The organism is Mycobacterium paraffinicum (genome assembly GCF_025822865.1).
In the GTDB taxonomy this organism is placed as follows: Bacteria; Actinomycetota; Actinomycetes; order Mycobacteriales; family Mycobacteriaceae; genus Mycobacterium; species Mycobacterium paraffinicum.
In genome coordinates this window covers 329380-349051 of record NZ_JACKUR010000023.1, presented here as the reverse complement: position 1 = coordinate 349051, position 19672 = coordinate 329380, and the positions used below count along the sequence as shown (strand labels likewise).

The 19672-nt window shown below is 68.9% G+C and carries 17 protein-coding genes, 1 tRNA gene and 1 pseudogene; 7 read left to right on the top strand and 12 right to left on the bottom strand.

Annotated elements, in window-relative coordinates; genetic code table 11:
- The first annotated feature begins 155 nt into the window (after window positions 1-155).
- From H7J89_RS13825 to H7J89_RS13815, 3 genes are read left to right on the top strand one after another with little or no spacing between them, the layout of a single operon-like run.
- Entirely contained in the window at window positions 156-3128 is a 2973-nt protein-coding gene (locus H7J89_RS13825; RefSeq protein ID WP_264044242.1) for a (Fe-S)-binding protein, read from the top strand.
- Window positions 3129-3160: 32 nt separating this feature from the next.
- Window positions 3161-4450, top strand: coding sequence for a pyridoxal phosphate-dependent aminotransferase (locus H7J89_RS13820; RefSeq protein WP_067212665.1), 1290 nt, complete (start codon window positions 3161-3163; stop codon window positions 4448-4450).
- A 26-nt stretch (window positions 4451-4476) separates the two neighbouring features.
- Window positions 4477-5754 (top strand): YibE/F family protein, encoded by a 1278-nt coding sequence (locus H7J89_RS13815; RefSeq protein WP_264044241.1) that lies wholly within the window; start codon window positions 4477-4479, stop codon window positions 5752-5754.
- Here H7J89_RS13815 and rfbA read toward each other — a convergent pair.
- From rfbA to H7J89_RS13770, 9 genes are all read right to left on the bottom strand, one after another.
- Window positions 5696-6571 (bottom strand): glucose-1-phosphate thymidylyltransferase RfbA, encoded by an 876-nt coding sequence (gene rfbA, locus H7J89_RS13810; protein ID WP_264044240.1) that lies wholly within the window; start codon window positions 6569-6571, stop codon window positions 5696-5698. The two genes, H7J89_RS13815 and rfbA, sit on opposite strands and share 59 nt — an antisense overlap.
- A 22-nt stretch (window positions 6572-6593) precedes the next feature.
- Window positions 6594-6968 carry a nuclear transport factor 2 family protein gene (locus tag H7J89_RS13805; protein WP_264044239.1) on the bottom strand — a complete coding sequence of 125 codons (375 nt, stop codon included), beginning with the start codon at window positions 6966-6968 and terminating at the stop codon, window positions 6594-6596.
- A gap of 36 nt (window positions 6969-7004) precedes the next feature.
- Window positions 7005-7760 carry a maleylpyruvate isomerase family mycothiol-dependent enzyme gene (locus H7J89_RS13800; protein ID WP_264044238.1) on the bottom strand — a complete coding sequence of 252 codons (756 nt, stop codon included), beginning with the start codon at window positions 7758-7760 and terminating at the stop codon, window positions 7005-7007.
- A 99-nt stretch (window positions 7761-7859) separates the two neighbouring features.
- Window positions 7860-9185: a UDP-glucose dehydrogenase family protein gene (locus H7J89_RS13795; protein WP_264044282.1), complete on the bottom strand. Its 1326-nt coding sequence runs from the start codon at window positions 9183-9185 to the stop codon at window positions 7860-7862.
- A gap of 88 nt (window positions 9186-9273) precedes the next feature.
- Entirely contained in the window at window positions 9274-10749 is a 1476-nt protein-coding gene (locus H7J89_RS13790) for a DUF7159 family protein (protein ID WP_425563452.1), read from the bottom strand.
- Window positions 10750-10902: 153 nt separating this feature from the next.
- Window positions 10903-12036, bottom strand: a complete 1134-nt coding sequence (locus tag H7J89_RS13785; RefSeq protein ID WP_264044236.1) for a DUF7159 family protein — start codon at window positions 12034-12036, stop codon at window positions 10903-10905.
- Between the two features lie 161 nt (window positions 12037-12197).
- Window positions 12198-14249, bottom strand: a complete 2052-nt coding sequence (locus H7J89_RS13780; protein ID WP_264044235.1) for a DUF7159 family protein — start codon at window positions 14247-14249, stop codon at window positions 12198-12200.
- A gap of 130 nt (window positions 14250-14379) precedes the next feature.
- A complete protein-coding gene (dcd, locus tag H7J89_RS13775; protein ID WP_067745530.1) occupies window positions 14380-14952 on the bottom strand; it encodes a dCTP deaminase in 573 nt (190 codons plus the stop codon).
- 34 nt (window positions 14953-14986) lie between these two features.
- The gene (locus tag H7J89_RS13770) at window positions 14987-15643 is read right to left on the bottom strand and encodes a VldE C-terminal domain-containing protein (RefSeq protein ID WP_264044234.1); all 657 of its coding nucleotides are present in this window, start codon (window positions 15641-15643) and stop codon (window positions 14987-14989) included.
- 182 nt (window positions 15644-15825) lie between these two features.
- Here H7J89_RS13770 and H7J89_RS13765 point away from each other — a divergent pair.
- A tRNA-Gly gene (locus H7J89_RS13765) sits at window positions 15826-15899 on the top strand.
- Between the two features lie 112 nt (window positions 15900-16011).
- Here H7J89_RS13765 and H7J89_RS25915 read toward each other — a convergent pair.
- Window positions 16012-16380: a DUF4189 domain-containing protein gene (locus H7J89_RS25915; protein WP_372513774.1), complete on the bottom strand. Its 369-nt coding sequence runs from the start codon at window positions 16378-16380 to the stop codon at window positions 16012-16014.
- A gap of 13 nt (window positions 16381-16393) precedes the next feature.
- Window positions 16394-16687: pseudogene (locus H7J89_RS13760) on the bottom strand (hypothetical protein); the annotation flags it as partial.
- A 226-nt stretch (window positions 16688-16913) separates the two neighbouring features.
- Between H7J89_RS13760 and H7J89_RS13755 the strand changes: the two are divergent.
- Window positions 16914-17735 (top strand): L,D-transpeptidase, encoded by an 822-nt coding sequence (locus tag H7J89_RS13755; protein WP_264044231.1) that lies wholly within the window; start codon window positions 16914-16916, stop codon window positions 17733-17735.
- 216 nt (window positions 17736-17951) lie between these two features.
- Here H7J89_RS13755 and H7J89_RS13750 read toward each other — a convergent pair whose 3' ends face one another.
- Complete coding sequence (locus H7J89_RS13750; protein WP_264044230.1) at window positions 17952-18521, bottom strand: hypothetical protein; 570 nt, start codon at window positions 18519-18521, stop codon at window positions 17952-17954.
- Window positions 18522-18837: 316 nt separating this feature from the next.
- Here H7J89_RS13750 and H7J89_RS13745 point away from each other — a divergent pair, with 316 nt between their 5' ends.
- Both H7J89_RS13745 and H7J89_RS13740 read left to right on the top strand, forming a co-directional pair.
- Window positions 18838-19182: a DUF732 domain-containing protein gene (locus tag H7J89_RS13745; RefSeq protein WP_264044229.1), complete on the top strand. Its 345-nt coding sequence runs from the start codon at window positions 18838-18840 to the stop codon at window positions 19180-19182.
- Between the two features lie 136 nt (window positions 19183-19318).
- Entirely contained in the window at window positions 19319-19663 is a 345-nt protein-coding gene (locus tag H7J89_RS13740) for a DUF732 domain-containing protein (protein WP_425563455.1), read from the top strand.
- Window positions 19664-19672 lie beyond the last annotated feature (9 nt).

The following is a 19672-nucleotide window of genomic DNA, read 5'->3' as shown; positions in this document are numbered from 1 at the left end:
CCGGCCTCGCTAACAACGCAGGCCACGGACACCGGCGGACTTCTAAGTTAGGGCAGCCTTTCTCGCGGCGAAAGCTGCGGAGATGTAACTATGAGCAGGGCTAAGCAGGCAAACAATTCGCAGGCTGATTCAAAGATGCATTGGGGAGACCTTCTGTGACCACGCAGATGCTGATCAGACTCATCGTGGGCATGGGCATGACGCTGGTCGTGGCCGCGCTCGCCGGACGACGGATCCTGTGGCTGTTCAAGCTGATCACGTCCGGAAAGCCCGCTCCCGGTCACACCGACGAGCCCGGCAAACGAATCTGGGCCGAGCTCTCCGAGGTCTTCGGGCAGCGCCGACTGCTCAAATGGTCGATCCCCGGCCTGGCGCACTTCTTCACCATGTGGGGCTTCTTCATCCTGCTCACGGTTTACATCGAGGCCTACGGCCTGCTGTTCCAGGACAACTTCCACATCCCGATCATCGGACGCTGGGACGCGCTGGGCTTCCTGCAGGACTTCTTCGCGACCGCCGTCTTCCTCGGCATCACCACGTTCGCCATCATTCGGCTGATGCGCAGCCCGCGCGAGATCGGCCGCTCGTCACGGTTCTATGGCTCACACACCGGCGGCGCGTGGCTGGTGCTGTTCATGATCTTCAACGTCATCTGGACCTACGTCCTGGTCCGCGGGTCGGCGGTCAACAACGGCACGCTGCCCTACGGCAACGGCGCCTTCCTGTCTCAGCTCTTCGGGGCGATCCTGCGCCCGCTAGGCCAGCCGGCCAACGAGATCATCGAGACCACGGCCCTGCTGCTGCACATCGCCGTCATGCTGGGCTTCCTCATCATCGTGCTGCACTCCAAGCACCTGCACATCTTCACGGCGCCGATCAACGTCATCTTCAAGCGGCTGCCCGACGGGCTGGGCCCGCTGCTGCCGATCGAGGCCGACGGCAAGCCGATCGACTTCGAAAACCCGCCCGACGACGCCGAATTCGGCCGCGGCAAGATCGAGGACTTCAGCTGGAAGGCCATGCTGGACTTCGCCACCTGCACCGAATGCGGTCGCTGCCAGTCGCAGTGCCCGGCGTGGAACACCGGCAAGCCGCTGTCTCCCAAGCTCGTCATCATGGACCTGCGCGACCACTGGATGGCCAAGGCGCCCTACATCCTCGGGGACAAGGAATCGCCCGCCGAGAACACCCCGGAGGGCGGGATCGGCGAGGAACTGGCCGGCGAGAAGCACGCCGAGGCGCACCACGTCCCGGAGTCGGGCTTCGGCCGCATCATGGGCTCCGGCCCGGAGCAGGCCACCCGCCCGCTGGTCGGCACCGCCGAACAGGGCGGCGTCATCGACCCCGACGTGCTGTGGTCCTGTGTGTCCTGCGGCGCGTGCGTCGAGCAATGCCCGGTGGACATCGAGCACGTCGACCACATCATCGACATGCGCCGCTACCAGGTGATGATGGAATCGGAGTTCCCCTCGGAACTGTCGGTGCTGTTCAAGAACCTGGAAACCAAGTCCAACCCCTGGGGCCAGAACGCGTCCGACCGGACCAACTGGATCGACGAGGTGGACTTCGACGTTCCCGTCTACGGCGAGGACGTGGACAGCTTCGACGGCTTCGAGTACCTGTTCTGGGTCGGCTGCGCCGGCGCCTACGACGACAAGGCCAAGAAGACCACCAAGGCCGTCGCGGAACTGCTGGCCGTCGCCGGGGTGAAGTACCTGGTGCTGGGCACCGGCGAGACCTGCAACGGCGACTCCGCGCGCCGCTCGGGCAACGAGTTCCTCTTCCAGCAGCTGGCCGCCCAGGCCGTCGAGACCCTGGACGGGGTGTTCGAGGGCGTGGAGACCGTCGACCGCAAGATCGTCGTCACCTGCCCGCACTGCTTCAACACCCTCGGCCGCGAATACCGGCAGCTGGGCTCGAACTACTCGGTGCTGCACCACACGCAGCTGTTGAACCGGCTGATCCGCGACAACAAGCTGGTGCCGGTGACTCCTGTCTCCCAAGACATCACCTACCACGACCCCTGCTACCTGGGGCGGCACAACAAGGTCTACGAGGCGCCGCGCGAGCTGATCGGGGCCGCGGGTGCGACGCTCACCGAGATGCCGCGCCACGCGGAGCGCAGCTTCTGCTGCGGCGCGGGCGGGGCGCGGATGTGGATGGAAGAGCACATCGGCAAGCGGATCAACCACGAACGCGTCGACGAGGCACTGGCCACCGGGGCCGCCACCATCGCGACCGGATGCCCGTTCTGCCGGGTGATGGTCACCGACGGCGTCAACGACCGGCAGGAAGAGGCCGGCCGCAGCGGGGTCGAGGTGCTCGACGTCGCCCAGGTGCTGCTCGGGTCCCTCGAATACGACAAGGCGACGCTGCCGGAAAAGGGCACGGCCGCCAAGGAGGCGGAGAAGCGGGCGGCCCAGGCACCCAAGGCCACCGCCACCGTCGAGGCACCGGCCGAGGAGACCGAGGAGGCACCCGCCGAGGCCGCGCCCAAGTCCGAGGCCGCGCCCGCGGCGCCCGTCAAGGGGCTGGGCATCGCCGGCGGCGCCAAGAAGCCCGGAAAGAAGGCGGCCGAGCCCGCCGCCGACGGTAAGGCCGAGGCCTCCGCGCCCGCAGCGCCCGCCGCGCCCGCCAAGGGGCTGGGCATCGCCGGCGGCGCCAAGAAGCCCGGCGCCAAGAAGGCGGCGCCGGCCCAGGCCGAAGCCAAGACGGAGGCGCCCGCGGAGTCTCCCGCGGCGCCCCCGGCCAAGGGATTGGGCCTCGCCGCCGGGGCCAAGCGACCCGGCGCCAAGAAGGCCGCGCCGGCCGCCGAGGCACCCAAGGCCGAGGCCGCGCCGAAGGCCGAACCGGCCGCCGACGAGGCCCAGGACGAGCCGGGCGACAAGGCGCCCGCGGCGCCGGTCAAGGGCCTGGGCATCGCCGCCGGGGCGAAACGACCCGGCGCCAAGAAGGCCGCGCCGGCCGCCCAGGCACCCAAGGCGGAGGCCCAGCCCGATGAAGCCGAGCCCGAGCCGGCGCCGAAAGCGGAGCCGGCAAAGGAGACCGACGGCGCCGACGCACCGTCGGGCCCGCCGGTGAAGGGGCTGGGTATCGCGCGTGGGGCCCGTCCGCCGGGCAAGCGCTGACCTGGGATTTTGCGGCTTGACAGCAAATTTCGGTGGACACAAGTGGCACCATTGATGACGTGACCACTCACCAGCTGCCCCTGAACGCTTCCGCTCACCACCGGCAGCGTGTCTTCGCGCAGTCGTCCAAGCTCCAGGGCGTTCTGTACGAGATCCGCGGCCCGGTGCACCAGCATGCCGCGCGGCTGGAGGCCGAAGGACACCGCATCCTCAAGCTCAACATCGGCAACCCGGCGCCGTTCGGCTTCGAGGCGCCCGACGTGATCATGCGCGACATGATCCAGGCGCTGCCGTACGCGCAGGGCTACTCCGATTCGCAGGGCATCCTGCCCGCGCGCCGCGCGGTGGTCACCCGCTACGAGTTGGTCGAGGGCTTCCCCCGCTTCGACGTCGACGACGTCTACCTGGGCAACGGGTGCTCCGAGCTGATCACGATGACGCTGCAGGCCCTGCTCGACAACGGCGACGAGGTGTTGATCCCGTCGCCGGACTACCCGCTGTGGACGGCGTCGACGTCGCTGGCCGGTGGCACGCCCGTGCACTACCTGTGCGACGAGACGCAGGCGTGGCAGCCCGACATCGCCGACCTGGAGTCCAAGATCACCGAGCGCACCAAGGCGCTGGTCATCATCAACCCCAACAACCCGACCGGCGCGGTCTACAGCCGCGAGGTCCTCACCCAGATGGTGGAACTGGCGCGCAAGCACGAACTGCTGCTGCTCGCCGACGAGATCTACGACAAGATCCTCTACGACGACGCCAAGCACATCAACGTGGCCTCGCTGGCCCACGACATGTTGTGCCTCACGTTCAACGGGCTGTCCAAGGCCTACCGGGTTGCCGGCTACCGCGCGGGATGGCTGGCGATCACCGGCCCCAAGGACCACGCCGAGAGTTTCATCGAGGGCATCAACCTGCTGGCCAACATGCGGCTATGCCCCAACGTCCCGGCCCAGCACGGGATCCAGGTAGCCCTCGGTGGCCACCAGAGCATCGAAGACCTGGTGCTGCCCGGCGGGCGGCTGCTCGAGCAGCGCGACGTCGCCTGGGAGAAACTCAACGAGATTCCCGGGGTGTCCTGCGTCAAACCCGAGGGCGCGCTGTACGCCTTCCCCCGGCTGGACCCCGAGGTCTACGACATCACCGACGACGAACAGCTCGTCCTCGACCTGCTGCTGCAGGAGAAGATCCTGGTCACCCAGGGCACCGGATTCAATTGGCCGGCACCGGATCACCTGCGCATCGTGACGCTGCCGTGGGCCCGCGACCTGGCCGCGGCGATCGAGCGGCTGGGCAACTTCCTGGTCGGCTATCGCCAGTAAGCATCTTCGCAGCCGCCGCCTCTACGGTGGACCGGGTGACGCACTCGCACTCGCATTCGCACAGCCTGTCCGGACCCGCCCCGGTTGAGTCGCTGCCCGCCAGGATCGTCGTCGGGCTGCTGGTGGCGATCGGGGTGGCGGTCCTGGGTGGCGCCATCGCGCTGTGGCCCAGCCGGCAGCACGTCGCCATCCCCATGCCCTTCCAAAACGCGGCCGGCGGCGCGGTGAGCACGCAGGCCGGGCACGTGCTGTCCAGCGGCGTGGGTGACTGCGGCAGCCCGTCGGTCAGCCAGGTGCTCACCACCGCGCCGCAGCCGGCACCGCCGGGCGCGGGGCGGTGCGTGCTGACCCAGGTGGCCATCGATTCCGGGCCCAACGCGGGCGCCAACACGTTGCTGGAGTCCTCCCCCGGCCCGGGCCAGCCGAAATTCGCGGTGGGAGACCATATTCGGCTCGTCCGGCAGGTCGATGATCAAGGCGCCACCAGCTACGCCTTCTACGACTTCGAACGTGGCTGGTCGTTGGTCGCGCTTGCCATCGCGTTCGCGGTGGTGATCGTCGCCGTGGCGCGCTGGCGGGGACTACTGGCGCTGGTGGGCATCGGGGTCGCATTCGTGGTGCTGGTGGCGTTCTTGCTGCCCGCGTTGCGTGACGGCGCACCCGCGGTTCCGGTGGCCCTGGTGGCCGCGGCGGCCATCCTCTACGCGGTCATCTACCTGGCGCACGGCGTGAGCCTGCGGACCAGCGCGGCACTGCTGGGCACCCTGACGGCGCTGCTGCTGGCCGCGGGATTGTCCTGGGCGGCAATACAACTGGCCCATCTAACCGGGTTGTCGGATGACCAGAACGCCACCGTCAGCGCGTACCTGGGCAACGTGTCGATCAGCGGCCTGCTGCTCGCCGGATTCATCATCGGCTCGCTCGGCGTGCTCAACGATGTGACGGTGACGCAGGCGTCGACGGTGTTCGAGCTCGCCCACCTCGGTGGCTCGCGACGCGCGATCTTTTTGGGCGCCATTCGCGTTGGACGCGATCACATCGCCAGCACGGTATACACGCTGGTGCTGGCCTACGCCGGCAGTTCGCTGCCGCTACTGCTGCTGTTCAGCGTGGCCAATCGCTCGTTGACCGACGTGCTGACCAGCGAGAGTGTGGCCATCGAGATCGCGCAGTCAGCGGTCGGCGGTATCGCGCTGGCGCTGTCGGTGCCGCTGACGACGGCGATCGCCGCGGCCCTGGCAAAACCTAGTGAAATCGGCTCCGCTCCAACAGATCCAGCAGATAGCCGCCGTAGCCGGACTTGAGCAGGGTGCGGGCGCGCTCGGCCAACTGCTCGTCGGTGATCCAGCCCTGCTGCCATGCCACTTCCTCGGGAACGCTGACCTTCAGGCCCTGCCGTCGTTCCAGCGTGCGCACGAAGTCGCTGGCGTCCAGCAGGGAATCGAACGTGCCGGTGTCCAGCCACGCCGTTCCGCGGGCCATCACCTCGACCGAGAGCCGGCCTCGGTTGAGATAGATCTGGTTGACCTCGGTGATCTCGTATTCACCGCGCGCCGATTTCTTCAGGCCCTTGGCGATCTCGATCACGTCGTTGTCGTAGAAGTACAAGCCCGGCACCGCGTAGTTGGACTTCGGCGTCTTGGGTTTCTCCTCCAGCGACAGTGCCGTGCCGTCGTCACTGAACTCGACGACGCCGTACTCCGACGGGTTGGCCACCCAGTAGGCGAAAACCGCTCCGCCGCTGATGTTTTGGAAGCGGCTCAGGCTGGTGCCCAGCCCCGGGCCGTAGAAGATGTTGTCGCCCAGCACCAACGACACCGAGTCGTTGCCGATGTGATCGGCGCCCAGGACAAAGGCCTGGGCCAGACCGTCGGGACTCTGCTGTGTTACGTAGCTGATGCTGATCCCGAATTGCGAGCCGTCACCCAGGAGCCGCTGAAAGCCCGCCGCGTCGTGCGGGGTGGTGATCACCAGAATGTCCTGGATTCCCGCCATCATCAGGGTGGACAGCGGGTAGTAGACCATCGGTTTGTCGTACACCGGAAGCAGCTGCTTACTGATGCCCACGGTGATCGGATGCAGGCGAGTGCCCGAGCCGCCGGCCAAGATGATCCCGCGCATGAGTGGCTCCCCTATTCCACGCTTAGTTGACCAGGTCGTTTTCGGTGAGTTCGGTGGCCGCCAGCGCCGACGCCAGGTCGTCGTGCCGGAACACGGACGTGACGTGGTCGTGGACCACGCGGAATGCCGACGCGGCGGTTGTCACGGCCCCGGGATTGTCCGGGGCGCTGACCTTCTGCTCGACGACGACAACCCCGTCGTGCACGTACATCCGGCCGAGTTCGGCCGTCGCGTGGCGGGACGCGGCCCACCCGCGCAGCGCCTCGTGCCCCTGCGCGGCCCCATGCGCGTCGCCGATCTCGATGTCGTCGCTGGACAACGCGACCAGCGTTTCCAGGTCGGCGGAGTTGAGCGCGTCGTGCCATGCCAGGACGGTGGCGATCTCCGAAGTGGTCATGTGTTGCAAGTTACCGTGTGTGCCCCGCCGCCGTGGCTAGAGCGGGGTGCGGTCCAGCCAGTTCTGCCACACCGCCTCGTCGCCGAACAACTGAATGCCCGTGTCGGCGAGCGGCACCCGGCGCAGGATGGCCAGCAGCAGCTCGGTCGCGCCGCCCCGCAACGCCGCGGTGCCCTTGCCGTGCTCGTGTGACCAGGTGATCCGGCCCTCGTCGACGCTGATGGTCCACTCGCCGGCTTCGCCGAGCCCGGGGTCGGTGGCATGCAGGTGCAGGGTGTTTCCGGCCTCGAGCGGGAGCGCCGCGCCGTCGCCGCCGGCCTGGATCGCGACGCGCTCGAGCCATTCGGTGATCGCGTCGGCGGCCAGGTCGGCATCCAGCGTGAATCCGGCGCCCAGCGCGATGGCCGCGTCGGCCCGATGCACCGCCACCTCGTGCAGGCGGCGGCGGACCCACCAGTTCGCCGGCCGGGAGCCGAGAAAGGTCCACACCGGGGTTTCCACCCCCGTCAGCTCGACGGCGTCGACCAGCCGCTGCGCGCCGCCGTGTAGCCAGGAAATCGCGTCGGCGGGATCGGGTGGCGGCTTGCCGCCCTCGACGGATCGGGGGTCGAGGAACTCCTCGAGCCGGTCGCGCACGATCTGCGCCGCCCAGCGGTCGCCCCGGCCCACGTGGCGCAGGAGCTGGCCCAGGTTCCATCCCGGGCAGGTCGGCACGGGCCCGGACTGGTCGGCATCGCGGAAAAGCTCCGAAAATGCGCGGTTCTCTTCCAGGAATGCACCGGCATAGTCCACGCGGGTCAGGCTACTCGCCGGCGTTTCGCGCCGAGCGTCACGCTGGCGTGGCGTTCGCCGGTCACTGTCACGCTGGCGTGACAGTCGGGGCAATTGGCCTCAGGGCCGTGGCGCGCCCAGCCTGAACAACCGCCAGCCCGCCTGCTTCCAGCGGGCGGCATCGAGGCAATTGCGGCCGTCGACGATGACCCGGGAGCGCACGCGGTCGGCCAGGTCGTCGGGGTCGAGGTCGATGAATTGGCGCCACTCGGTGAGGACGAGCACCGCGTCGGCGCGATCACACGCCTCCTCAACCGAGACCGCGTAATTCAGCGTCGGGAACAGCCGCTGCGCGTTGTCCAGCGCCTTGGGGTCGTACACGTTGACCGCGGCGCCGTTGAGCTGCAGCTGGCCCGCGACGTTGAGCGCGGGCGAGTCGCGCACGTCGTCGGATTCGGGCTTGAACGCCGCGCCGAGCACGGCGATGTTCGCGCCCAGCAGCGAACCACCGCAGGCCGCGCTGGCGAGTTCCACCATCCGGGTGCGCCGCCGCATGTTGATGCTGTCGACCTCGCGCAGGAAGGTCAGCGCCTGGTCGGCTCCCAGTTCGCCGGCGCGGGCCATGAAGGCGCGGATGTCTTTGGGCAGGCAGCCGCCGCCGAAACCCAAACCGGCGTTGAGGAATTGGCGGCCGATGCGGGGATCGTAACCGAGCGCGTCGGCCAGCACGCTGACGTCGGCGCCGGCGGCCTCGCATACCTCGGAGATGGCGTTGATGAACGAAATCTTCGTCGCCAGAAAGGCGTTGGCGGAAACCTTGACCAGCTCCGCGGTCTGCAGGTCCGTCAGCAGGAAAGGCACGCCCTCGGCGAGCAGGGGGCCGTAGAGTTCGCGGACCGCCGTCTCGGCCCGTGTCGAATCCTGTTGTACCCCAAGGACGATGCGGTCCGGATGCAGGGTGTCGTGCACCGCGTAGCCCTCGCGCAGAAACTCGGGGTTCCAGGCGATCTCGACGTCGACCCCGCGTGGCGCCAACGCGGCGGCCCGGTTGTCCAGCTCGGCCGCGGTTCCCACCGGAACGGTCGATTTCCCAACGAGCACCGACGATTTCGTCAGCCGCGGCACCAGCGCGTCGATGACGGCGTAGACGTGGCGCAGGTCGGCCCCGTACTCGCCCTTCTTCTGTGGCGTGCCCACCCCGAGGAAATGCACGTCGGCGAACTCGGCCGCCATGTCGTAGTCGGTGGTGAACCGCAGTCGCCCCGTTGCCAGGTTCTTCGTCAGCAGCTTGCGCAGGCCGGGCTCGTAGAAGGGAATGTCACCGCCGGCGAGCTTGGCGACCTTGCCCGGGTCGATGTCGACCCCGACGACCTCGTGTCCCAGTTCCGCCATTCCGACCGCGTGGGTGGCACCCAGGTAACCGGTGCCGAAGACGGTGCATCGCATATAACCGGTGTAGGTCGTCGCCATGAGCTAATTGCATCGCCCCGCTGAGCGGGAGGCAAACGACAGATGACAGGTGGCCCCGAACAGACTAGTGACGGCCGAACCCGCCGTGACCGCCGCCGAAACCGCCGTGGCCGCCGCCGAAGCCCGGAATGCCGGGGATCCCGCCGCCACCGCCACCGCGCGGCCCTTCCTCACCGCCGCCATGACCGCCGCCGAAGCCGCCGCCGGGCGGCCCGCCGATGATTGGTCCACCGATGCCCGGGATCGGCAGCGGGATCGGCACCGGAACCACCGCGGGTGGCGGTGCGGGGGCCGGAGCCGCCGGAATCGGGGCAGGCGCCGGGGCCTCGGGAACCGGAACGGGCGCGGGCGCCGCCGGGGCAGGGGCCGGGGCGGGCACCTGGGCCTCGGGAGCGGGCACCTGGGCCTCGGGAGCGGGCGCCGGGGCCGCCGGAGCTGGGGCCGGAGCCGCCGGCGCCGGGGCCTCGGCAGGCGCGGGGGCCGCGGGGGCCGGCGCCGGCCGGGTGGGCGCAACGACGACGTTCTGGTTCGGACTGGGCCGCACGTTGGCCGTGGGCCGGATGGCGATCGCCAGCGAGACGACCAGCGCCACCACACCGATGACGAAGACGCCCGCCACGATGCTTCCCACCAGCCGGAACGAGCGGCGCTCGGGATAGCCCGCGTCGACGAGCGCGGTGGCGCCGGTATGCGCGCCGGTGTAGAGGTCGTCGACGTCATCAGGAACGGCGCTGTAGGCGAGCGCATCCCTGCCCAAGGTTCCCGGGGTGTCGAAGTAGCCCGGCGCGATCGCGAAGGGGTTGATGGCGCCGGTGCCCGGGTCTTGGGCGTAGGCCAGCGCCGCGGTGGAAGACGAGAACAGCGGGGCGTGCGCCGAGGCCAGTGCCGCGCCTCGGGCCAGCGCCGTCTCGGGCTCCTCGGGAGCCGACAGCGGCAGCGAGGTCGCCGCCTCGAGCGCGGGCTTGATCAGGGGGATGTCGATGCCGGAGCCGACGACGAACACGCCGTCCGGGCGGGTCTCCATCGTCTCGGCATGCGAAACCATCGTGGCCAGCTGGGCCACCGCGGCCTCGTCGTCGGCCGGCAGCGGCTCCCGGCGGACGTCGGCGATCGACCCGTCGGCGCTGTTGACGACCGCGAGGGTCGCGGTTTCGGGCTCGATGTAGAGCAGCGCCGTTTGCGCATAGTTGGTCTGGCTGCCGACCGCTTGCGCCAGGGCGGCCGCGGCCAGGAAGGACGAGACCAACATCACGTTCTCGACCTTGTGGGCGGCCAGCGCATCGCGGAGCGCGGCGGCCTCGATCGGGTCGGTGAAGGTGACCCCTGTCGAGGCAAGTTGGTAGCCGCCCTCGGCCGCGCCCTGACGCGTACCCAGGATCGCGGAGACTACCTGGTTGGCCGCGCTGAGCGTTGCGGCGTCATCTTCGGGCGGAACGTCAAAGTTGTCTTCGTCGACGGTGGCGCCTTCGCCATTCTGGCCTTCGACCAGCACCATTCGGACGGCCGTCGGCGCCATTGACACCCCAAGTACGGTGTCCAAAGCTCCTCCAAGGTTCGATTGCTAGTCCTGATGTGAGGACGTGGCCGCCGCACCCCGCGAAAACGCCAGAGGTCACTGAGTCCCCACCCTATGTTCCCCTAGTCCCACGATTTTACGCGCTCGCGGCACATTCCGGTTGGGGCCGGGACGCGGCTACGGGATCGGTAGACCGTGTCCCAGGTGTCGATGGAGCCAGTCGTCCCACTGTTCGCCATGGGAGGGGCCGGGCCCCGGTTGCGGAGAGACCGGCGCGGCGGGCGGCGCAGGCGGGGCGGACGCCGGAGGCGGCGAAATTGCGGCCGGCGGCGGGGGCGCCTGGTTGGCCGGGCCGACGACGTTTTGGGTGATGTCGGGGCGCTGCGGCGCGTGCGGCCGGATGTCGACGGCCAGCGCCACCGCGAGGGCCACGACGCCGCCCACGAATATCAGCGTCACCGCGGCGACGGCCAGCACCGGTTTGCGGCTGCGGCGCTCGCCTGAGTGGGCGGCCGACTCGCGGTCGGCGGCGGTCGCCCGCGACTTCCCGGTAGTCGACTCGGCGCTGTAGGCCAGCTCGCGCCCGTCGGCCGTGGGGTCCCCCGCGTAGGGCATCGCGATCGTCGACGGCGCGCCCAACTGCGCGTTGGCCGCCGCCAGTGATGCGCCGCGCGCCAGCGCCATCTCGGGCTCCTCGGGCGTGGTCACCGACAGCGACGTCACCGCTTCCAGCGCGGGCTTGATGTACGGGATGTCGACGTCCGAGCCCACCAGGAACAACCCGTCCGGGCGAGCCCTCATCGATTCGGCGCCCGAGACCATCGCGGCCAGCTTCGCCAGCGCGGCCTCGTCGCTGCTCGGCAGCGGATGCCGGCGCACATCGGCCACCGATCCGTCAGCGGTGTCGACGACGGCCAGCGTCGCGGTGCTGGGCTCGACCAGCAACAGCGCGGTACGCGCGCAATTGGTCGCGCTGCCCGCCGCCTGAGCCAGTGCTGCCGCGGCCATGACCGTCGACACCAGCATGACGTTCTCGATTTCGCGTGCCGCCAACGCATTTCGCAGCGCGGCCGCCTCGGCCGCGTCGGTCCAGGTCACTCCGCTCGATTTCAGCTGATAACCGCCCTGGGCGGCGCTCTCTCGCGTGCCGAGAATCGCGGCGACCACGCGGTCCGCCGCCGCGGCCGCTGTCGTCTGATCGGTGAGGCGGAAGTCGTCCTGGTCGACGGTCACCCCACCGGCAGCCTCGCCTTCGACGAGCACCATGCGGACCGTCTCAGGCGCCATGGACACGCCAAGTACGACGTCCACCGCTCCTCCAAATCAATTGCCGTGCCCGTGCGACGACACCTGCGTTGCCGGGGCTTCGTCACTTCGAGAATCGGCCGGATGACTTTCGCAGCTCGGCCGCGCCACCCCCAAGTCGCCACCCTAGCGCGCGAAGATGGGTGCGCTCGGGCCTCGCGAGGGGGCTACTTGTGTCCCCCGCCGCCACCGCCGCTGTGGCCACCGCCCCCGCCACCGCCGCCGAATCCGCCACTGCTGTGGCCGCCGCCGCCACCCAGGCCGCCGCCTCCACCGAGGCCGCCGCCACCACCCAGGCCGCCGCCACCACCCAGGCCGCCGCCGCTGTGGCCACCGCCGAAGCCGCCAGCGCCGGGAGCACCGATACCACCGCCCGGTCCGCCGACCACGGGCCCACCGCCATGGCCGCCGCCGCCGAACAGGCCACCAGGTCCGGAGGGTGCACCGCCGCCAGAACCCGGGGTCGGAACGTGTCCGCCACCCAATCCGCCCGGCCCACCGGCCGGGGGCGAAACGTGTCCGCCACCCAATCCACCCGGCCCACCGGCCGGGGGTGGGACGTGTCCGCCACCCAGGCCACTGTCACCTGGGGGTGGGACGTGTCCGCCACCGAGGCCACCGGGGCCCGAACCGGGGGGTGGCACGTGCCCGCCGGTGGAACCGCCCGGGCCCGAACCGGGCGGCGGTACATGCCCACCAGTCGAACCGCCCGGGCCCGAGCCGGGCGGCGGAACATGCCCACCAGTCGAACCGCCCGGGCCCGAGCCGGGCGGCGGAACATGCCCACCGGTGGTACCACCGGAGCCCTCGGGGACCGGAGACGTGCCTTGCCCCGGAGGCGTCTGGTGAGGCGGCGACTGCGGTGGCGGAACATGCACCGGCGGCTGGGGCAATACCGGTTGTGGGGGCGACACGCGCGGCGGAACCTGGATGACCGGCGGGCTTATTACGACCGGGTTGGGCACGCGCAGCGGCGGCACGATAACCGGCACCAGCGGCGGAATCACGACGGGGACCGGCGCCGGAGCGGGGGCCGCGGGCATGGGAGGCGCCGCGGGCGGCGGTGGCGCGGCGGGCGGCGGCGCCGCCGGCAGCGGCGCGGCAAACTGCGGAGTCATCGGCTTGGGCGCCGCCACGGGCTCCGGCAGGCTGAGCTTCTGCGCCGGGGCCGACGCCTCAACGGGGGCGGGCGGCTCCTGCGTCGGGACGATGAGGTGTTGGCCGGGCGTGGGCTGCAAAGCGACGGTCCCCGTCGCGCGGATGCCGATCGCCAACGCGATCTCGAGCGCCAGCACCGCGCTGATGCCGGCAACCGCCAACCCGCTACCGACCAGCAGGGCCGGCCTGCGCCGCGGTTGGCTCTCTGCCGGCATGAACAGCTTTTCGATGACGACGGTCGGCGAGTCAGCGTCCTCGTCCGGCACCGCGCTGTAGGCGAGCTCGTCGTCGCCGGAGTCCGGCCCAAATGGCGCGTAGAGGTATTCCGGCAGCGAGTGCTGGTCGACGGCACCTGTGCCGGGGTCCTGCGCGTAGGCCAGCGCGGCGGTCGACGAGGCGAACAGCGGCGCGTTGGCCGACGCCAGGGCGGCGCCGCGGGCCAGCGCCGTCTCCGGCTCCTCCGGCACGCTGACCGCCAGGGAGGTCGCCGTCTGTAGCGCCGGCTTCAGCGGGCCGATGTCCACGCCGGAGCCCACCACCAGCACGCCGTCCGGCGCCGCTTCCAGCTTCTCCAGCCCGGCGATCATGCCGCCGAGTTGCGCGGCCGCCTGGTCATACGACTCGGCGTAGAGCGGTTGCTTGTAGACGTCGGGGATGGACCCGTCGGAGGTCTCGACGACCGCCAGCGTAGCGGTGTCGGGCTCCACGAACATCACCGCGGTTCGCTCGTAACCCATTGCCCCGCCGACATTTTGGGCGAGCGCAGTCGCGGCCAGGAAGGCCGACACCAGCATGACGTGCTCGACGCGGTGGGCGGCCAGGGCGTCGTGCAGTGTCGCCGCTTCGAGCTGGTCGGTCCATGTCACGCCGATGGACGACACCTCGAGGCCGGCTTCGGCCGCGCCCTCGCGGGTGCCCAGGATGGCGGCGAGCACTTGATCCGGCGCGCTGGCGGTGGCCGCTTCGTCGGCGGCGGCGACGTCGAAAACGTCCTCTTCCACCGTGGCACCGTCGGCGTATTCGCCTTCGAGGACAACCATTTGGATTGATGCCGGTGCCATCGACACCCCGAGCACGATATCCAAGACAACCCCTCCAAAGGTATTGCGAGACGAACCATGGTCAGGCGGAGGAAAAAACCACGGCTATCTAAGTATCGCGCAGAAAGCAGGCGCGGGAGCGCCTCAGAACCTATGTAGTCCTTATGAAGTTCTGATAGGAGCGCGACGGCGTGGGTCCTCGCTGGCCCTGGTACTTCGAACCTACTTGGGAACTGCCGTAAGGGTGTTCGGCCGGACTGGTCAACCGCAGGATGCACAGCTGGCCGATCTTCATCCCCGGCCACAGCGTGATCGGCAGGTTGGCGACGTTGGACAGCTCCAGCGTGATGTGACCGCTGAAGCCGGGATCGATGAAACCCGCGGTCGAGTGCGTCAGCAGGCCCAGCCGGCCCAGCGACGACTTGCCTTCCAGCCGGCCCGCGAGGTCCTCGGGCAGGGTGAACAACTCCAGCGTGGACCCGAGCACGAACTCCCCGGGGTGCAGCACGAACGGCTCCCCCTCCACGGGTTCGACCAACGTCGTCAGCTCGTCCTGCTGCTTGGCGGGGTCGATGTGGGTGTACCGGGTGTTGTTGAACACCCGGAACATGCAGTCCAGGCGGACGTCGATGCTGGACGGCTGCACCAAGGCGTCGTCGTAGGGGTCGATGCCCAACCGGCCGGCGGTGATTTCGGCCCTGAGATCACGATCGGAGAGCAGCACGCGACGAGCCTATCCGCTGCTTGCCGTCGGCCGTTCAGTCGGCGAGGTACATCTCCCCGCCCTTGGGATATCCGCCGCCCGTGGTCGTGACGTGGACGTGGTCATAGTGACCGAGCCTGCTGGCTTGCGCCCCGCCGGGCGTGTAGTAGACGCCGCGCCAGATCGCGTCCTGGATCCCGAAGCGGCGCGCGTTCTTCATCACGTACGCGACGATCTCGTCGCCCAGCGCGATGCCCTCGGCGCTCTGCGGGTTGGGGATCATCACGTCGAGGGCCAGACCGAGCGGATGCCAGGGCAGCGGATCGGGCCGCACACCGCCGATCTCGTGGATCTCGGGGAACGTCGCGCTGATGCTGCGGGAGACCTGGATCGTTCTCACTTGCAGGCCCTGTTCCGGGGCGAGCCCGGCGGGCAGGAAGCGCGATCTCGTGTGGTATCTCGACGCCGCGACGGGCTCGGCCATGCCGTCACCGCGCGACACATCCGACGCGAGCACAATCGCGGTCGGCTTCGCCGCGACGATTTCTAAGCAGCACGGACCGGTGTCACCAATAACGGGGATGGGGTCGTGCCGAGGGACAAATGGGCCGCCATCTCCCGCCGCCGCGAAGAACGCCGCAGCGGGGGCCAGCAGCCCTGCCAGCAGCAGCGGTGATTTACGCCGCTTCTTGGCTAATCGGTGCCGACCCACCCAAGGCACATTACGACAAGATCACGAAAGAATAAACATCGGTTCTGGAATTCGCGGGTCGGCGGCCATTCCCCGCCGGGCACATTTCCCCACCGGGATGGGCGGCGACGCCTTGGCCGCATCCCGACGGACTACTCGCCCAACGGATCTGCCGCCGGGTGCTAGCCTTCGTTGTCGACAGCGCCGATGTAGTTCAATGGCAGAACATCAGCTTCCCAAGCTGAATACGCGGGTTCGATTCCCGTCATCGGCTCCATACCTGAGCTGGGGCATACTGCCGGCAGTTCATAGTCCAGGGGGTGAGCAGCTGGGCCGCAGTGCGTAGTTGCGGCGCCCCTCTAGGAGTCCTGCCGCGAACCCCTTATCCGCTAGTCCCAGATGCAGTGGACGCCGTCGAAAGTCGACCCGCCCGCGGCGGCCCGTGCTTTTGCATTCGCGATAGCGTCATCGGCGTTGCCAGCGATTCCCCAGTGATAGTCTTCGGCGTCCTCTACCAGCGCCAAGCATGGCGTACCGGAGGCGATGACATGACAGTTTGGCCCGTACGTGTCTCTGCAGGCGGCTAAGGCCTGAGCTTCCGCTGCGCCTCGGCTTCCTGGACCCCAGCTCCAGTGGGTGTGGTTCTCAGAATCGGAGGCCGCAACGGCCACCCATCCCGGGTCGGAATGAGCCGCCGGGGCGGCAACGACGGCCACGCCCGCTAGTAGTGCACCGACACCTGCGATCAACCTGTTCATCGGCATCGCCCCTTCACGTTGAGCGGATACCGTGAGCCTGAAGACACGGCGGCCTATCGACTAGGGACCTTGGCCACCGAAACGAGGAGTCCGTGGTCACTGAGCCGATAGGCGTCGAGCACTGCTGCGACGAGGCTCCGCTTGCCGCGGCGATGCGCGACTCCTCTTCGGCCGGTCGCCACACGACTTCCAGGTCGTCGGCGAACAGCATGACCACGGCCTGGGTGATGCCGTCGGCATCTGAGAACTCCACTTCGTAAGCGGCGCAGCCGTTTTGGTCCGAGAGCTTCGCGTAGTCCATGACGACGGTCCCGCACGAATTCTTGAGGCCTCGACCCTGCTCCGCTCGTCAGGCCAGCGCCTTGCGCCCGCGACGCTGAACCCCCAGCGCACGGCCACATTCTCGAACTAAACCGCCGTGGCCGAAACGTGACCGAGGCTTGACCAAATGCAAACGCGCCCTTGCGCTTCCGCTGGTCATCACCCGTTTACGATCCCTATTACAACTCTGTCAGTTAAAAGGAATCGGAGCCATGCGGGCGGACGTTCGGTGTGTTCTTGCGGTGGTTGGGGTCGCTGCGGGTGTGGTTGCGGGGCCGACTGGCACCAGCATGGCGGCGGCGAACCAGCCGCACGACTTCACCGTCGCGTCGGTCCTGCCGGCGCGGGACGCGACGGTGGGCGTGGCGCACCCCGTGGTGGTGTCGTTCGACGCACCGGTCGCCAACCGGCACGCCGCCGAACGCGCCATCGCAGTCAAGTCGACGCCCGCGATGACCGGCAAATTCGAATGGCTCGACAACAAGGTCGTGCAGTGGACTCCGGACCACTACTGGCCGGCGCACAGCACGGTGGCGCTGGCGGTCGACGGCCGGTCCACGGAATTCAAAACCGGACCGAAGGTCGTCGGCGTCGCCAACATCACCGACCACACTTTCAAGGTGAGCGTCGACGGAGTCGACGCGACCCCACCGCCCACTCCGCACCACCGACCCCACTTCGGCGAAGAGGGCATGCTGCCCGCGTCGATGGGCAGGCCCGAGTTTCCGACACCGGTCGGCAACTACACCGTCTTGTCGAAAGACCGCTCGGTGCTTATGGATTCGAGCAGTGTCGGCATTCCCGTCGACGACCCCAACGGTTACATGCTCAATGTCGATTACGCCGTCCGGATCACCAACCGCGGCCTGTTCGTGCACTCCGCTCCATGGGCTGTCCAGTCACTGGGGCTGGAGAATGTCAGCCACGGCTGCATCAGCCTCAGCCCCGAAGACGCCGAGTGGTACTACAACACGGTCAATGTCGGCGACCCGGTGATCGTCAAGCAGGACCTCTGGGAGCGGCCTCCTTCCTGAGGAGGGCCCCACTCAATCACCCTGAGCGCAAGGCCTTTTCGCTGGGCTCGGCCCCTCTGCGCTCGGCCCCTCTGCGCTCGGCCCCTCGCCCGAGTGTGAAGTTAGTTTCACGCTCACGGTCGACCGTAAAACTAGCTTCACGCTCGACGACTGAAGCACCCATACGAAAGGACCCGCTGGCGGCGGCCAGCGGGTCCTTGTCGGTCGAGAGGGTGATCAGTGCGCGCCCGAAGGACCGGGGGCGACGGGCTGACCGGGTTGGGGTCCGCCGCTCGGCGCCGGCCCCGTGGGAGCGTCCTTGACCCCGGACATGTCGATGAGTGGGGCACCGGCGGCCGCGTCGAGGGGGGCACCGGCCGCCAGCCCACCGAGGGCCACCAGCGGAGCGCCGGCGGGAACCACCGGAGCGATCGGCAACGGCGCACCGAGCGGCAGGGGCGCACCCAGCGGCAACGGCAACGGTCCGCCCAACGGCACCGGCAGCGGAGCACCCACCGGCAGCGGCCCCGGCACGGCCAGGGGGACGCCCGCCATGTCGGTCAGTGGCGCGCTGGCCGTGCAGACCTCCGCGGTCGGCGCGCCGCCCGCGGCCGCGGCCCCACCGGCACCGACGGCACCGGGTCCGCCGGCCAACGGCGCGCCGGCCTCGCCGGCCTGCCCCTGGATGCAGGCGTAGCCCCCGGTCTTCAGGGGAGCGGCCGCCGCATCCGGGCTCAGTGCAAGTGCGGCTCCGCACAACCCAAGGCTGGCAACTACTTTGATGTTGAACCGATCGACGATCGCCATCAGCGTCGACTCTCCTTTATTCGCGCTCACATAACCATCTGGTGCAGCAGAACCGCATAGCCGTCTTTCGACGACGAGCCAATTGTCGTCACGCGTCATGAAACGCCGGACGCGCCGCACCGCGCCGTTTCCAAATGGTGACGTCACAAGGGCGTCACGAGTGAGGGGCCGTTGCCGAGACGAGCGGCGGTAGCGCTGAGCCAAATTTTGCGCAGCTCATTCACAGGGAATTTTCGGTGACACGAGATGTACTGGAGGTTCTATAAAGGTGAACAATAGGCAACTAAGGGGTTAACACACACAGGGAGAAGGAGCCATGACTGCACAGCGGCTCTGCGGCCGATTCATGAGCACAGCGCTGGTGGGGGGCTCACTCTTGGTCGCCGGGGTGATGTCGGCCGGCCCGGCACGGGCTGACACCACCACTTTCGTCAACGACCTGCACAAAGCCGGCATCCACGCGGTCAGCGGCGGTGACCCGGCACTGGTCCAGATGGGCCTGAGCGTCTGCCAGCAACTGTCGTGGGGCGCTCCACCGTCGCAGATCGAGGGCCTGGCGGTGCAACGCTCCGACAGCAGGCAGGGCGCCAACGGGATCACCCCGCAGCAGGCCGACGCCGTCATCGAGGCCGCCTTGCGGGATCTGTGCCCGGACGCCTAAGCGAAGTCCTGCCGGCCGGCCATCGGTCTTTGCCGACAATTCATCATCGGGATCCATCTTCCGCACCGTGTTTGGCGGTGTTTTCGTGTAAAAGTGCATCATCGGCGATCGGGCACGGCACGAAGGAGAAACACGGATGGCAGCACAGCGGCCCTATGGCCGGTTCATGGGCGCAGCCCTCGCAGGTGGCCCCCTTCTGGCCGCGGGGATCGGCTGGGCCAGCCCGGCGCGGGCCGACGGGGCTGCCTTCATCAATGACCTGCACAACGCCGGCATTCACGCCGTCAACGGCGGCGATGAAGCGCTGCTGCAGATGGGCGCGGACCTGTGCCAGCAGCTGTCCTGGGGCGCCTCCCCGCAACAGCTGGAGGGCCTGGCGATCCAACGTTCGGACGCCGATCAGGGCACCGGCGGGATCAACGGTCGCCAGGCCGCGGACGTCGTGATTTTTGCCTTGCGCGATCTGTGCCCTAACGCTTAGCGGTGAGCT